Source organism: Kribbella sp. NPDC004138, from assembly GCF_053603655.1.
Genome location: NZ_JBSGFZ010000003.1, coordinates 66,607 through 81,993, shown reverse-complemented (window position 1 = coordinate 81,993; position 15,387 = coordinate 66,607). Strand labels below are relative to the sequence as shown.

Sequence of the window (15,387 nt, the reverse complement as noted above, 5' to 3'; positions counted from 1 at the left end):
CTTCAGGAGGTCGGTGTCAGGTGGGGCCGAGACGGCCCCACTCGATCGCCGGGCAGTGATCCATCACCATCGTGAGACCCGCGGCCGTCGTCCGTGCGTAGGCGTCCTGATCCACTACGTCGAGCTGGAACCACACGGCCCGGGCGATGATTCCCACCGCCTGGTCCGCGATCGCCCCGGCCAGCTCGGAGCGCACGAACACGTCCACACAGTCCACCGCGAACGGGATCTCCGCGAGGGTCGCGTACCCCTGCTCGCCGTGGACCGTCTCCGCCGCGGGATGCACCGGCACGATCCGCTTCCTGTGCCCCTGCAGGAACCGCGCCACGCCGTACGCCGCCCGGCTGGTGTTGTTCGAGAGCCCGACCACGGCCCAGGTGTCGCACTCGGCCAGGATCCTGCGGATCGCCTCGTCCATCACTAGCCCCTCAGGTAAGTCAGTACTGCGGACACGCGCCGGTCCAGTCCATCATCCAGCTGCAGCTTCGCGAAGATGTTGCCGACGTGTTTGCGGACGGCGGCCTCGCTCACCACGAGCTGCTCGGCGATCGACGCGTTCACCCGCCCCTCGGCCATCAGCGCCAGCACCTCCAGCTCGCGCGGTGTGAGCGCCGACAGCGGCCCGTCGTTGCGCCGCCGGGCCAGCAGCTGCCGGACCACCTCGGGATCGACCACGGTTCCGCCGTCCGCGACCCGGTCCAGCGACTCGAGGAACTCCGCGACATGGCCGACCCGGTCCTTCAGCAGGTACCCGATGCCGCCGGTCGTTGTCTCGAGCAACGACGAGAGGTAGGCGTCGGCGACGTACTGCGAGAGCACCAGGATGCCGATCGCGGGGAGCTCGGCCCGGATCGCCGCGGCCGCGCGCAGCCCTTCGTCGCTGTGCCCGGGCGGCATCCGTACGTCGGTGATCACGACGTCGGGCGGATCCTTGCGGACGACGGCGAGCAGCGTGTCCCCGTCCCCCACGGTGTCTCGTACTTCGTGCCCGGCGCGATCCAGGATGCTGGCCAGGCCCTCGCGGAGGAGCAGCGAGTCTTCGGCCAGCACGATGCTCAGTCGCCGAGTCGGCACGGGCACTCCATTCGCAGTCGGGTCGGCCCACCGGGTGGGCTACGGACGTCGAGTGTGCCTCCCAGGGCGTCCAACCGGGTCACCAGCCCGGTCAGACCGGTCCCGGCACCGAGTCGCGCACCTCCGACTCCGTTGTCCTGGATCGTGATGACGAGCCGGTCGTGGTCCACCCGGCCGGACACTTCGCACGTGGACGCCCGGGCGTGCTTCGCGACGTTCGCCAGTGCTTCGCTGACGACGAAGTACGCCGCGGCCTCGATCGGGCCGGGCAGGCGCGCCGGGATCGACAGCTGCAGCGTGACCGGCAGCGGCATCCGGTCGGCCACCTCCTGGACGGCAGCCTCGAGCCCGTGATCCACCAGCACGCGCGGATGAATGCCCCGGACCGCGGCCCGCAGGTCCGCCAGCGCCGCCTCCGCCTCGGCGTGCGCCTTCACCACCAGGCGCCGCCCCTCGCCGTCCGGCAGATCCAGCTCGGCCAGGCCCAGCGTCATGGTGAGCCCGACCAGCCGCTGCTGGACGCCGTCGTGCAGGTGCCGCTCGATCCGCACCCGCTCGGTCTCGAACGCGTCGACCAGATCCAGCCGGGAACGGCGCAGCTCGGCGAGATTGCGTTGCAGCTCCTCCTGCCGCGGGCCGAGCATGGCCTTCGCGAGCGAAGCCTGCGCGCCCGCGACGACCCCGATCAGGTACGAGCTGACGACGTAGAACACCGGTCCGAACAGCAGCAGGAACAGCAGTCCTTCCCGCGCCGTGTCCATCGTCCACGGCCCCATCCCCATCTGGTCCCCGTCCGCGATGACCGGCGCCGCGAGCGTCGTCACCAGCACGGTCGCGCTGATCCCGGCGAAGAGGGCACTCAGCGGCCAGACGACGGTGCCCAGCACGAAGCCGTACCCCAGCGCCCGCATCGACGCCTGTTCGCGCCTGCGGAACGTCAGCTTCGCCCGGGCCGTCAGCCCGGCCGGCAGCTTCGCGTGCGGACTCTTGATCCCGTCGATCAGCATCAGCCCGGCCCGCCGCCGCTCCACCGAGCCGATCGCCGCGCCGATCAGCGGGAACGCCGTCAGCATCAGGATCCCGATCAGGATCGGGCTCAGCAGCGCGCTCAGCCCGGCCAGCCCGACCAGGACCACGATCGACACCACACCCATCGGCACGGATGTGAACAAGTACGCATAGCTCCGCCACGGCCACGAGGAGATCAGGTAGCGCGGCGACGCCAACGCGGCCCACACGGTCATGCCTCAACCCTAGGGCGACGGCCGTCCGCCGGGCGGTAGCGTGCGCGCTACTCCAGGTCTCCCGCGCAGGCCACGGCGCGAACCGTCGTACGGCGGTTGGCTGGCACCATGACCGCTACCGCGCCCATGTACACCTCCGCCGCGCCGATCGAGCCGCCTGCTCTGGTGCTGGACGGGATCACCAAGACGTACCGTTCCAAGGCCGGAGCGGTCGACGCGCTGCGCGGGGTGACCTATCACTTCGCGCGGGGTTCGTTCACCGCGGTGATGGGCCCGTCGGGCTCCGGCAAGTCGACGCTGCTGCAGTGCGCGGCGGGGCTCGACCAGCCGACCACGGGGACCGTCGTACTCAACGGAGTCACCCTGCTGGGGCTGAACGAGGTCGAGCTCACGAAGCTGCGCCGGGCGGAGATGGGGTTCGTGTTCCAGGCGTACAACCTGCTGCCGTCGCTGACCGTGTACGACAACGTGGCGCTGCCGCTGCGGCTCACCGGTCGTCGCCCGGCACGCAGCGACGTACTGCGTGTGCTGGAGCAGGTCGGTCTGGACGGGAAGGCGAAGCGGCGGCCGGCCGAGTTGTCCGGCGGGCAGCAGCAGCGGGTCGCGATCGCGCGGGCGCTGATCACCCGGCCGTCGGTGTTCTTCGCCGACGAGCCGACCGGCGCCCTGGACAGCGGCACCAGCCGCCAGGTCCTCGGACTGTTGAGAGAGGCAACCGACCGAGCCGGGCAGACCGTCGTGATGGTCACCCACGACCCGGTCGCGGCGGCGTACGCCGAGCGGGTGCTGTTCCTGTCCGACGGACTCCTCGCCGGCCACCTCGATCGTGCCACGCCCGCGCAGATCGCGGCGGCGATGAGCGAGCTGGAGCGGTGATGTTCTCGCTCAGCCGGCAGACCGTCCGCCGGAACTGGTCGCTGTACGCCGGATCGTTCGTCGCGCTGGCGGTCGGGGTGTTCCTGCTCGGGCTGGCCGCGACCGCGACGGCCGCGACGATCGCGTATCGCGGACCCGCCTCGGCGAGTATCGCCGTCACCACGCTCGGCGGCGACGGCACACCGCCCGAGCGGGTCAAGGTGCCGCTGTCCGACGCGGACGTGTCCGGTCTGCAGACCGTGCTCAGCATGGTCGGCACGATCTGCGGGTTCATCACGATCTTCGTGATCGCCAGCACGTTCGCGTTCGCCGTCGCGTCGCGGCGGCGCGAGCTCGGGCTGCTGCGACTGATCGGCGCGACGCCGCGGCAGATCCGGCGGATGGTGCTCGGCGAGGCACTCGTCGTCGCGCTCGCCGCTTCGCTCACCGGGGCGTTCTTCGCCCAGCTCGCGACGCCGTTGCTGCTGCGCAAGGCGTCGTACACCGAGCTGGCGCCGGTGAAGCTGGAGCGGGCGTCGCCTTGGGTTCCGCTCGCCATCGCGGTCGGGGCCGGGTTGCTCGTTGCCATGCTGGGCGCCCGTTCGGCGGCGCGGCGGGCGGCGCGGGTCGCACCGGTCGACGCGCTCCGCGAGGCCGCGCTGGAGCCGCCGCGGATCGGGCCGGTGCGGATCGTGTTCGGGGTGGTGTTCCTGGCCGGCGCGATCGCGATGCTGACGCTGATCCGGCCGTCGAGCGGCGAGGGCGCCGTACCGCTCGCGATGTTCACGCCGATGGTGCTGGTGATCGCGCTGACGCTCCTCGCACCCCTCGTCGTGCCGCCTGTGGCGCGCCTTTGGGCAGTCCCCGTCGTGGCGTGGACCCAGGTCTCGGGCCGGTTGGCGCGCAGCAACGTGCTGGCCGCACCGCGCCGGAGCGCCTCCCTGGCCGCCCCCATCCTGGCGATCTCAGCGATCGCCGGCTCGATGGTGCTCAGCCTGAGCTTCGCCGCGGACAGTGCCGAGGCGACGATCCGTGATGCTGTTCGCGCCCCGATCGTGGTCACCGGAGCGCCACCTGCTGACGGCCCCGGGCTGAAAGCGGTGGATGCCGGGCTGCCTGTTCAGCTGGTGCGGGTCGCGGCGGACTACGCGCAACTGGAGGACGCGGAAGGGATCGATCCGGCGATCGCCTCGCAGACGCGGGATCTGCGTGTGCTGTCCGGTGACCTCGGGAAGCTCTCCGGGAACACCGTTGCCGTCAGCAAGGAGATGTCGGGGTTCGAGGGGTATCGGGTCGGGGACGAGGTCTCGGTGGTGTTCCTGGACCGGGCGGCGGTCAAGCTGCGGGTGGTCGCGGTCGTGAAGGACGCGTTCGGGGTGAACCCGTCGTTCCTGATCCCGCTCGACGTCGCGCGTCAGCACTCACCGGGCGCGCAGGTCGAGCGCAGCTTCGTGCTGCCGGCCGACGGCACCGACCCCGCCGAGCTCGTACGGCGGATCCCCGGCGCGGAACTGGCGACCGGCTGGGAGGCGGACCAGGCGGTCGGCGTACGGAAAGGAAACCAGCTCGGGCTGGTCCTGCTCCTCGGCCCGGCCGCGCTCTACAGCGCCATCGCGATCGCCAACACGCTGCTCATGGGGAGCCTGCAGCGCCGGCAGGAATTCGTCACGTCCCGGTTGCTCGGAGCGACGCCGGCGCAGATCCGGCGGATGGTGCTCTGGGAGTCCGCCCTGGTCGGCGCGGTCGCGCTGAGTCTCGGAACCGCGATCACGGTCGCCGTCGGGATCCTCATCCGGCACGCGATGACGGCGGGCGTGGCCGACGTACCCGTCACGGTGCCGTGGGGTGTGCTGCTGGGGATCGGCGCGCTTTGTCTGACCCTGGCGGTAGGGTCCGCCCTGGCCCCGACGACGTACATCCTGCGCCGATCACAGCCCGCTGCAGCGGTCGAGTAATGATGGACCAGACCGCTCAGCGGCCGGAGATCGGACGTCGGGCGGGTCGTGGCCGGGCAAACCGCCGTTCACCAGGGACAATGGGCACGGCGCCGACCGTCGCGGCGCCGGACCGCTTGATCGAGGAGTTCGTAGACCCGTATGGCACGCCGTACCAGCACCGCCGAACCCGAGGACTTCGAGGAGCACATCCTCGACATCGACGTCTCCGACGAGATGCGCACCAGCTACCTGGAGTACGCCTACTCGGTGATCTACTCCCGGGCGCTGCCGGACGCGCGGGACGGGCTGAAGCCGGTCCAGCGGCGGATCCTGTTCTCGATGGCGGAGAACAACATCCGCCCGGACCGCGGCCATGTGAAGTCGGCCCGCGTCGTCGGCGAGGTGATGGGTAAGTACCACCCGCACGGCGACGGCGCGATCTACGACGCCCTGGTCCGGACCGCGCAGCCGTGGTCGATGCGGGTGCCGCTGATCGACGGCCACGGGAACTTCGGGTCGCTCGACGACGGCCCAGCCGCGATGCGGTATTGCCTGACTGGCAACACCCGCGTGAGACTCGCGGACGGCAGTTCGCCCAGAATCGCCGAGTTGATGAACCTGCCGGAGAACTCTGAGGCGTACCTTGACCTCGAGGTCCTCGACAAGGACGGCAAGCCGGTCCGTGCGACCAAGTTCTTCAACTCCGGCGTTCACCCGGTGAAGAGACTGGTGACGAAGAGCGGCCATTCGCTCAGTGGCAGTCACAACCACCCCGTGCTGTGCCTGGTGCCGGTAGCCGGCGTGCCAATGTTCCAGTGGCTGCGTCTGGACGAAATACAGCCCGGCACCGTGGTCTGCCTCGCGCGCAACGCCTGGACCACAGCCGTTCCGATGGCTCATGAAATGACGCTCGGCACACTGTTCGGCGCCTGGGTGTCCGAAGGATTCGCCTCCACGGAGCGGGCCGGGTTCAACAACACCGACCCGGAGTACTTCGAGTACATTCTCGCCGCGTACGACGCTGTGGTCGGCGGCCCCCGCTACGTGTACTCGAGGAAGACACGCCGATCAGAGCGCACGATCCACGAGCTCGACATCCAGAACATGACCGCGTTCCGGGAGAGCCCGCTCGCTCAGCTGATTGGGTTCAAGGCAGCTGAGAAGCACGTGCCAGAGGCCGTTTGGAACGGCACGGTAGGCCTGAAGCGGGCCTTCCTCATGGCGCTGTACGAAGGTGATGGTGGAGTCCGCCAGGCCGACGACGCCTCGATGACCATTCAGTACTCGACCTACAGCCGAACCTTGGCCGGCGAGTTGCAGGAGCTTCTCCTCGAGTTCGGTATCCACAGCAACCTGACCCACTACGAGCGCGGCGAGTACCGTTTGGTGATCTCCGGCCGGCACAACATCCATGCCTTCGGCGAGCGGGTCGGCTTCCTGGCGGCCAAGCGGCACAAGCTTCAAGAGCTGTTGCGCGAGGCCCCCCGGTACACTCATCGGCTGACCCGCGACCACGCGCCGTACGTCGCGGACTTCGTGCGGGATTCGCTTGGCGACGGCCGGGGTACCGGAAAAAGCTGGCTTCTGAATCACAACTTCGATCGCTTCGAGCGCTGGCAGACGGACCGCAGCCTGCTGGTGAGCAAGTTCAAAGACGCCGAGATCCTCGGAGTCGTCGCGCCGATCATGGACTCCGGCTATCGCTTCGTCGAGGTCGCCGCTGTCGAGGATTGTGCGCCTGAAGCCGTGTACTCGATCAGAGTGGACAGCGAGGACCACTCCTTCCTCGCCGGTGGCTTCGTCAACCACAACACCGAGTGCCGGATGGCGCCGCCGGCGATGGCGATGACGACCGGGCTGGACGAGGACGTCGTCGACTTCAAGCCGAACTACGACGGCCAGGAGACCGAGCCGTACGTACTGCCGGCCGCCTTCCCGAACCTGCTCGTCAACGGTGCCGCCGGGATCGCGGTCGGGATGGCCACCAACATGGCCCCGCACAACCTGGTCGAGGTGATCCAGGCGCTGCGGCACCTGATCAAGACGCCGGAGGCCGACCTCGACGACCTGATGCGGTTCGTCCCCGGGCCGGACCTGCCGACCGGCGGCAAGATCGTCGGCCTGGAAGGCATCAAGGACGCCTACGCGAGCGGCCGCGGCAGCTTCAAGATGCGCGCGACCGCCCGGATCGAGAACGTCACCCCGCGCCGCAAGGGCATCGTGGTCACCGAGCTGCCGTACTCGGTCGGCCCGGAGAAGGTGATCGAGAAGATCAAGACTCTGGTGCAGAGCAAGAAGCTCCAGGGCATCGCCGACATCAAGGACCTCACCGACCGCACCCACGGCACCCAGCTGGTGATCGAGGTCAAGAACGGGTTCGTCCCGGAGGCCCTCCTCGAACAGCTCTACAAGCTGACTCCGCTCGAGGACGCGTTCCACGTCAACAACGTCTGCCTGGTCGAGGGCCAGCCGCGCACGCTCGGTCTCAAGGAGCTGCTCGAGGTCTACCTCGAGCACCGGTACGACGTGACCCGGCGGCGCAGCGAGTTCCGCCGGAAGAAGGCACAGGACCGGCTGCACATCGTCGACGGCCTGCTGATCGCGATCCTGGACATCGACGAGGTCATCCAGGTGATCCGCAGCAGCGACGACTCGGCCGCGGCGAGGTCCCGGCTGATCGAGATCTACGACCTGTCCGAGATCCAGGCGAACTACATCCTGGACATGCCACTGCGCCGGCTGACGAAGTACTCCAAGCTCGAGCTGGAGACCGAGAAGAGCGAGCTGGAGCGCGAGATCGAGGCGCTGACCGCGATCATCGAGGACCCGCAGCTGCTCCGCAAGATGGTCTCCGACGAGCTCGCCGAGGTCGCGAAGACGTACGGGACGCCGCGCCGGACCGTGCTGCTGGAGTCCTCCGGTGCGGCCAAGACGGCCGCCGTGCCGCTCGAGGTCAGCGACGACCCCTGCTGGATCCTGATGAGCTCGACCGGGCTGCTCGCGCGCACGAACGGCGTGGAGCCGTTCGGTTCCAGCGAGTCGCGCGCGAAGCACGACGCGATCGTGTCCGCGGTGAAGAGCACCGCCCGCGGTCAGTACGGCCTGGTCACCAGCGCCGGCCGGTTGATCCGGCTCGAGTCGCTCGACCTGCCCGCCGTACCGACGACCGCGAACGCGCCGAACCTGCAGGGCGGTGCGCCGATCGCGGAGTTCGTGTCGCTGGAGCCGGGTGAGCGGGCGCTGGCGCTGACGACGATGGACCCGGACTCGGTCGGTGTCGCGCTCGGGACCGCGGGCGGCGTCGTGAAGCGCGTCGTCCCGGACCACCTGAGCAACCGCGACTCGTGGGAGATCGTCGGGCTGAAGGACGGCGACCAGGTCGTCGGGGCGATCGAGCTGACCACCGGCGAGGAGGAGCTCTGCTTCATCACGTCGGACGCCCAACTGCTGCACTTCCCGGCGTCCGCCGTGCGGCCGCAGGGCCGGACTGCGGGCGGTATGGCCGGCGTCCGGCTCGCCGCGTCCGCGAAGGTGGTCTTCTTCGGCGCCGTCGACACCGCCCGCGAGGCGCAGGTGGTGACGATCGCCGGCTCGTCGTCGGCGCTGCCGGGGACCGAGGTCGGCGCGGTGAAGGTGACGCCGTTCAGCGAGTACCCGGGCAAGGGCCGCGGGACCGGCGGTGTGCGCTGCCAGCGGCTGCTGAAGGGCGAGGACGGGCTCCTGCTCGGGTACATCGGCACCGCGCCGGTGAAGGCCAGCGCGAGCAGCGGCGCACCGGTGGAGCTGCCGCCTGTCGACCCGCGGCGGGACGGCTCCGGCGTGCCCGTGGCGCAGCCCATCGCTGCGTGCGCTTCCGATCTGGCAGGCTGACTCCGTGAAGAGAGTGCTCGCGCTCGGCGCGATCGTCGTACTCGCGGTGGCAGGCTGCACCGACAAGAAGGAATCGGGCGGCGGGGGCCAGTCCGGTGGTGACGCGGTCGCGCTGCTGACGGACGCCAAGAAGACCATCGACGAGGCCTCCAGCGTGCACATCGTGCTGACCGGGCGCGACCTGCCGGACAACGCGCAGACGCTCGCCAGCGGTGACGGCGTCGCGACGCACGCACCGGCGTTCAAGGGCAAGCTGACGGTCCGCTCCTCCGGTTCGCCGATCGACGCCGACGTGGTGGCGGTCGGGAGCAAGGTCTACGCGAAGGTGTCGTTCGCGCCGGCCTTCATCGAGCTCACGCCGTCGCAGCTGGCCGGGCTCGGCGCACCGGACCCGGCGGTCCTGCTCGATCCCGCGAAGGGCCTGACGGCGGTCCTGCCGGGCCTGAAGGACCCGAAGGTGAAGGGCGAGACCCGCGAGGGCTCGAAGGTCCTCACCGAGGTCACCGGCTCCGTCCAGGGCAAGTCCCTGCAGGGCATCTTCCCGAAGGCGCCGGCCGACCAGGACTTCCCGAGCACCTTCAAGATCGACAAGGACACCAAGCAACTGGTCTCGGCCACCATCACCGGCCCGTTCTACTCCGGTGCGACCAGCAGCTACGACGTCACCCTGGACAAGTACGGCGAGAAGGTCGAGATCACCGCGCCGTGACCACGGCGAGGACCCGTCTCACGCTGGCGTCGGTCGCCGTCGCGTTCGCGGCGGCGGACACGTACGTCGTCGTGCTCGCGCTGCCGGACATGATGGCCGGGGTCGGGTTGTCGGCCGACGAGCTGCAGCGGGCGGCGCCGATCATCTCGGGGTTCCTGCTCGGGTACATCGCCGTTCTGCCGCTGATCGGCCGGATCGCGGACGTCGCCGGGCGGACCCCTGTGCTCGTCGGGTCGCTGTTGCTGTTTGCCGTCGGGTCCTTGATCACGGCCGGCGCCTACGACCTGTCTCTGGTGGTAACCGGTCGGTTTCTCCAAGGCGTCGGCGGTGGCGGGCTGGTTCCGGCCACGTTGGCGCTGGTCGCGGACCTCTGGCCGGCGGAGCGGCGCGGGTTGCCGCTCGGTGTCGTCGGAGCGGTGCAGGAGCTGGGCTCGGTGCTGGGCCCGTTGCTGGGTGCCGCCGTCCTCGCGGTGGCCGACTGGCGCTACATCTTCTGGCTGAACCTGGTGGTCGCCGTCGTCCTCGCGCTCCTGCTCCGCGGCCGCTGGCGCCCGCGGGTCTCGGAAGCGGTCGGCCTGCTCGCCTGCATCGCTCTCGGCCTCACGCTGACCGCGCCTGATCGACTCGCCTCCGGCGTCACGCTCGGACTGCCCTTCGTACCGTTCACCGGCACGTCCCGACTGCTCACGCCGATCGGAGTCGCCACGCTGGTGCTGGCGCTGATCTGGCTCGGCCTCGTATTGCGGCGGGCTCGCGGCCACCTGGCGGAGGTGCTCTCGCAGGTCGATCTGGTCGGCGCGGTGCTGCTCGCGCTCGCACTGGCCGGTGTCGTGCTGGCGTTCGCGACCGCCGATCCGGAGCGGGAGCTGATGTCTCCCGCTGGACCATGGTTGCTCGTCGCGGCCGCGGTGTTCGCGGCCGGTTTCGCCTGGTGGCAACGGCGTACGGCGGCTGCGATCGTGCCGCGTGGGTTGTTGGGCGGTCGTCCCGCGTGGGGTGCGCTGGTGGTCAGCTTCCTGATCGGCTGCGCGTTGATCGCGGCGCTGGTCGACGTACCGGTGTTCGCGCGCACGACCCAGGGCGGCGGGCAGTTGGCGGCTGCGCTGGTGCTGCTGCGGTTCCTGATCGCGCTGCCGGTCGGTGCGGTGGTCGGCGGATGGCTGACCCGGCGGTACGGGCTCGGGCTGATCACGGGCGCCGGGCTCGCGCTGTCCGGGGCCATGTTCGTGGTGATGGCGTTCTGGAGCCGTACGGCGCTCGATCACTGGCCGGCGACCGTCGTCCTGCTCGTCTGCGGTTTCGGGTTCGGGCTGGCGTTGTCGCCGGTGAACACCGCGATGCTCGGCGCGACGCCCGCCGACAGCCACGGACTGGTCAGCGCGCTCGTGGTGGTCGCACGGATGGTCGGCATGCTCGTCGGCGTCTCGGCCCTCACCGCGATCGGCCTGCGCCGGTACTACGCGATTGCCGAGGGCATCAGATCGCCGAACGAGCTGTGCCCGGACTCCCCCGGCAACTGCCGGCCGTTCGTGGACGCGCTGCGCGACGCCGCCGTTTCACAAGTTCACGCGATCTTCGCCGGCGCCGCGGTCTGCGCGTTCCTCGCCGCCGTCCTCGGGGTCCTGCTGCTCGGCCGGCGCGGTGCCGGGCCTGGCGCCCGGCGTGGTGCAGCGCACACATGATGATCATCATGAGGGACAGGCGTCTCAGGTCGCGTACCGTAAAGCCGTGACCCCTGCCCCCGGCCCCGATCTGTGCTCGACGTACTGTCGGGTGCTGCGGGAGCCGTTACCCGGCACCGCGGTGGTGGCGACCGGCTGGGTCGTCGTCGAGCAGCCCGGCCCGTGGGGCGCGAAGGCACCGACGCAGAGTCACCTCGATCCCGTTTTCGGTGGATCCTTCGACGACAAATGCAAGAAGGTCGACGTCCGCTTCGGGCTGATCCGCTCCCCCGGCCGGCACGCGGACTCGGTCGAGCGGTCCCACCAGGTCTTCGTGGCCTCGACGATCCCCGGCAGCACCTGGCTGCTCGGCGGACAGGTCGCGGACCCGTCCGAGCTCGCGGCCCTCGACCTCGGCGCGGTCGCACGTGGTGACCGTACGGCGGTCGCCGCGTCACTGCCCGCGCTGGTGCCCGTCGACCAACCGATCGTGCTGGTCTGCACCAACGGCAAGCGCGACGAATGCTGCGCGATTCTCGGCCGGCCGCTCGTGTCCGGGCTGGCCGAGCGGGCACCGGGGCGGGTGTGGGAAGCCAATCACCTCGGCGGGCACCGGTTCGCGCCGACCGCGACGTACCTCCCGGCCGGCACCATGCACGGGCACCTCACGGTCGAGACGGCGGTCGAGGTGCTCGCCGCGGCCGACCGTGGCCGGACGGTGCTGACCGGGTTGCGCGGCCGGTCCACGTGGACCAAGCGCGGCCAGGCCGCCGAGGTCGCAGTGCGTGAACTCACCGGGGAGCTCGCCCTGGACGCGTTGCGAGTCGTCGGTGAACACGCCGACACAATCACCGTCCAGCACGTCGACGGCCGGTCGTGGACCGTGCCGGTCACGAGTGCACCAGCTGATCCACCCCGACCTGACTCCTGCGGAAAGGAAGCATTCGCCATGTCTGTCCTGCAAGCCGGTACCCCCGTGTCAGGATCCATGCGATGAGCGGCGGCTTCGACGACGTGCTCGCCGCCAACGCCGAGTACGCCGCCGACTTCCACTACGGCGGGTTCGACGGGATCGCCCATGCGGGGATCGGCGTGGTCACCTGTATGGACTCGCGGATCCCGCCGCTGGAGATGCTCGGCCTGAAGCCCGGCGACGCGAAGGTCCTGCGGTCCGCCGGCGGCCGGGTCACCGAGGTCACGATGACCGGCCTGGTGCTCGGCGTCCAGCTGCTCGGCGTCCGCCGGATCATGATCATCCCGCACACCCGCTGCGCGATGGCCGCGATGTCCGAGGACGACCTGCGCGCCAAGGTCGAGCTCGCCGCCGGCAAACCGGCCGGCTACCTGCCGATCTCGGTCATCCCCGACCAGCACGAGGCCCTCCGCCGCGACGTCGCCGCCGTCCGCGAACACCCGCTGATCGGCGACGAGATCCTGGTCGGCGGCTTCATGTACGACGTCGACACCGGCCGCATCACCCAGATCGACTGATCAACTCAGCACGACTTTGCCGGTGTCGAGCTCGTAGTACGCACCGGCGAGCTCGAGCTTGCCCGCCTCCTCGAGCGGGGCGATGACAGGTGACTGACGGAGCTTGGCCAGTGTCAGGTCGACGTTGGTCCGGATCGCGTTCGTCAGTCGGTCGCCCGGTTTGCCAGTGGCGCCCTGGACAGCCGGCGTGAGGGCCTCGACGACGTAGTCGATCTCGCCGTGGTCGGCCGTGCGGCGGGCTGAGTCGACGGCGTTCATCGCGGCGGTGAGGGCGCCGCACCGTTGGTGGCCGAGGACCATCAGGAGCGGCGTGTGCAGCTCGGCGACGCCGAACTCCACACTGCCGACGACCGAGTGGTCCAGGGCCTGACCGGCGCTCCGTACGACGACCAGATCGCCGAGGCCCTGGTCGAAGACGAGCTCGATCGGCACCCGGGAGTCGACGCAGCCCAGGATCGTCGCGAACGGGTGCTGTCCCTTGCTCACCGCGATCCGGCGGGCGATGCCCTCGTCCAGATCCTGTTCCTGAGCGGCGACGAAGCGCGCGTTACCTGCCAGCAGTCGCTCCAGCACTGCGTTGCCATCAGCAACCACCGGCGGACTTCCAGGACTTGGCGCTCCGCCGGGCGCAGAACCCGAGGCACCGCAGCCGGCCCCCAGTGCAGCCGGAACCGCCGTGCCGAGCACAGCAGCGAGAACTCGCCGCCGTGACCAGGCGGGCGTCGGGAGGCGGAACGGGGAAGGCGTCATCGGGGTGCTCCTCACGCACAGACGGCGGGGCGGGTCCGTCTCCTCGACCGTAACAGATTGCATACAGTCTGCAGTACCCACGACCGGTGAGGATCTCTCGGATCGCGGGCGAAAATCTGATAGACAGCCCTTATGAGACTCCGCCCCAGCTCATTCCACCGTTCCCTGGTCGCCGGCGCCTTGGCGTTGACCGCAGTCCTGTCCGGCGCACCGGTCGCCCACGCGGCGTTCCCCGACGCCGCGCCCGCGTATCGCGGCGGCCCGGTGACCGGGTGCCTGGATCAGTCGATCGTCGGCACCGTCGAGGAACAGCGGCTCAGCCGGGGCGTCAACGGCGGTCCGTCAGTGCCCGCCGAGATCCTCCGCCGCTCGGGTTTCGATCGCCAGGTCGACCTGTTCACCCAACTCCTGTGCCGGGTCCCCAACCACCAGGCCGCCACGGTTCTGGTGCGCACCCACGGCGAGGCCCTCTGGCGTGCGGCGACCCGCCGCGCACAGCAGGCACCACAGGGCTCCGACGCGCTACCGTCCACCGATGACCGCGGGCTGTACTGGGCGCGCATCTCGATGGCCCTCGCCCTCCGCCAGTGGCAACCCTCCTTCGGTCTCGGCACGGCGGAACGCGACAGCCTGATCCGCTCGTTCGAGTACGCCTCCCGCGGCATCACGAGCACCCGCTTCGCCCCGGGCGTCCGGAAGATCCTGGTCACCGGATTCGACCCGTTCACGCTCGACGCGGACATCCGGATCGGCAACCCGTCCGGCGCCAACGCGCTCACCCTCGACGGCCGCCGCTGGACCGTGAACGGCACGACGTACGAGATCCAGACCGTGGTCTTCCCGGTCCGGTACACCGACTTCGACGAGCACATGGTCGAGAACGCGCTCGCGCCGCACTACCGCCCAGGTCCGCAGCACGCGGATCTCGTGATGACCGCGAGCCAGGGCCGGGTGGGCATCTTCGACCTCGAGGTCTTCAACGGGCGCCGCCGGTCCGTCAGCTCGATCGGCGACAACAACAACCTCTGGGGCGGCGGCACGATCAGCGCTCCGGTCGTCTCCCCCAGCATGCCGGCGGGGCCGGAGTGGATCACCTCCAGTCTTCCGCTCGCACGGATGGCGCAGACCGACGTCACTCCGTTCCGGACGCGCGTCAACACCTCCGTGCTCGAGATCCCCGCCGGCCAGACCACGCCGGTGCGGCGGCCGGACGGCCCGACTGCCGGCTCGATCGCGTCGGAAGGTGCCGGCGGCGGTTACCTCTCCAATGAAGTTGCCTACCGCAACACTCTGCAGCGCGACTTGCTCGACCCGTCGATGCCGGCCGGCCACCTGCACGTCCCGGTGCTGTCCTTCGATCTCGCCAACAAGACCGCGATCACCGACCCGACGTACGAGGCCAACCGGGACGCGATCGTCGCCGGTGCGCACGCGATCCTCCGCAGCGCCTTGTGATGCTCAGAATAGTGGTCATGTGATCACTATTCTGATCACCTAAATGTCGACTCTTCTACATTCAGTGCGAGCCGGCCGCCCGGATTCGTTGGACATCAGCCCGCCCAGGAAGTGACTACCAAAGTAGTCACCACAGCGCGAGGATGATCAGAATTGTGTCCATGAAGTACCAACTGAACGCTGCGTTCAGGCCCCGACAGCCACACCGAGCCCACCTACTCGATTCAGGCCGTACGGCGATCACCGTCGACGGCCGTGAGGTTGCACCTGGCCAGGTCGTCCCCGCCGCGTGTCACTGAGTGACACGCGAGCCTGGTCAGCAGGCCCGCGACTCCCGGACA

11 protein-coding genes and 3 pseudogenes are annotated in these 15,387 nt (G+C 69.8%); 10 read left to right on the top strand and 4 right to left on the bottom strand.

Annotated features, from left to right (window positions below; genetic code table 11):
- Positions 1 to 16: 16 nt before the first annotated feature.
- The 3 genes from ACWEOO_RS04545 to ACWEOO_RS04535 are packed head-to-tail and all read right to left on the bottom strand — an operon-like array spanning position 17 to position 2,318.
- Positions 17 to 418 carry a CoA-binding protein gene (locus ACWEOO_RS04545; RefSeq protein WP_452141769.1) on the bottom strand — a complete coding sequence of 134 codons (402 nt, stop codon included), beginning with the start codon at positions 416 to 418 and terminating at the stop codon, positions 17 to 19.
- Between the two features lie 2 nt (positions 419 to 420).
- Entirely contained in the window at positions 421 to 1,074 is a 654-nt protein-coding gene (locus ACWEOO_RS04540; protein WP_452141768.1) for a LuxR C-terminal-related transcriptional regulator, read from the bottom strand.
- Positions 1,056 to 2,318, bottom strand: a complete 1,263-nt coding sequence (locus ACWEOO_RS04535) for a sensor histidine kinase (RefSeq protein ID WP_452141767.1) — start codon at positions 2,316 to 2,318, stop codon at positions 1,056 to 1,058. The genes ACWEOO_RS04540 and ACWEOO_RS04535 overlap by 19 nt, the downstream gene beginning before the upstream one ends.
- Before the next feature lie 108 nt (positions 2,319 to 2,426).
- On the opposite strand from ACWEOO_RS04535, the gene ACWEOO_RS04530 reads away from it, so the two are divergent.
- From ACWEOO_RS04530 to ACWEOO_RS04490, 9 genes and pseudogenes are all read left to right on the top strand, one after another.
- Positions 2,427 to 3,194, top strand: coding sequence for an ABC transporter ATP-binding protein (locus ACWEOO_RS04530; RefSeq protein WP_363715856.1), 768 nt, complete (start codon positions 2,427 to 2,429; stop codon positions 3,192 to 3,194).
- On the top strand, positions 3,194 to 5,128 hold the full coding sequence (locus ACWEOO_RS04525) for an FtsX-like permease family protein (protein WP_452141766.1): 1,935 nt from the start codon (positions 3,194 to 3,196) through the stop codon (positions 5,126 to 5,128). Before ACWEOO_RS04530 ends, ACWEOO_RS04525 begins: the two co-directional genes overlap by 1 nt.
- 141 nt (positions 5,129 to 5,269) lie before the next feature.
- Positions 5,270 to 5,878, top strand: a pseudogene (locus ACWEOO_RS04520) (DNA gyrase subunit A); the annotation flags it as partial.
- A 39-nt stretch (positions 5,879 to 5,917) separates the two neighbouring features.
- Positions 5,918 to 6,532, top strand: a pseudogene (locus tag ACWEOO_RS04515) (LAGLIDADG family homing endonuclease); the annotation flags it as partial.
- A 228-nt stretch (positions 6,533 to 6,760) separates the two neighbouring features.
- A pseudogene (locus ACWEOO_RS04510) lies at positions 6,761 to 8,980 on the top strand (DNA gyrase subunit A); the annotation flags it as partial.
- Positions 8,981 to 8,984: 4 nt separating this feature from the next.
- Positions 8,985 to 9,689 carry an LppX_LprAFG lipoprotein gene (locus ACWEOO_RS04505; RefSeq protein WP_363715850.1) on the top strand — a complete coding sequence of 235 codons (705 nt, stop codon included), beginning with the start codon at positions 8,985 to 8,987 and terminating at the stop codon, positions 9,687 to 9,689.
- Positions 9,686 to 11,371, top strand: coding sequence for an MFS transporter (locus tag ACWEOO_RS04500; protein WP_452141765.1), 1,686 nt, complete (start codon positions 9,686 to 9,688; stop codon positions 11,369 to 11,371). The genes ACWEOO_RS04505 and ACWEOO_RS04500 overlap by 4 nt, the downstream gene beginning before the upstream one ends.
- A 46-nt stretch (positions 11,372 to 11,417) precedes the next feature.
- Positions 11,418 to 12,347 (top strand): sucrase ferredoxin, encoded by a 930-nt coding sequence (locus ACWEOO_RS04495; protein ID WP_452141764.1) that lies wholly within the window; start codon positions 11,418 to 11,420, stop codon positions 12,345 to 12,347.
- Positions 12,344 to 12,841: a beta-class carbonic anhydrase gene (locus tag ACWEOO_RS04490; protein WP_452141763.1), complete on the top strand. Its 498-nt coding sequence runs from the start codon at positions 12,344 to 12,346 to the stop codon at positions 12,839 to 12,841. The genes ACWEOO_RS04495 and ACWEOO_RS04490 overlap by 4 nt, the downstream gene beginning before the upstream one ends.
- On the opposite strand, the gene ACWEOO_RS04485 is transcribed toward ACWEOO_RS04490, so the two are convergent.
- Positions 12,842 to 13,435, bottom strand: a complete 594-nt coding sequence (locus ACWEOO_RS04485) for a carbonic anhydrase (protein WP_452141762.1) — start codon at positions 13,433 to 13,435, stop codon at positions 12,842 to 12,844.
- A gap of 288 nt (positions 13,436 to 13,723) precedes the next feature.
- Here ACWEOO_RS04485 and ACWEOO_RS04480 point away from each other — a divergent pair, with 288 nt between their 5' ends.
- Complete coding sequence (locus ACWEOO_RS04480; protein WP_452141761.1) at positions 13,724 to 15,046, top strand: hypothetical protein; 1,323 nt, start codon at positions 13,724 to 13,726, stop codon at positions 15,044 to 15,046.
- Positions 15,047 to 15,387: the final 341 nt, after the last annotated feature.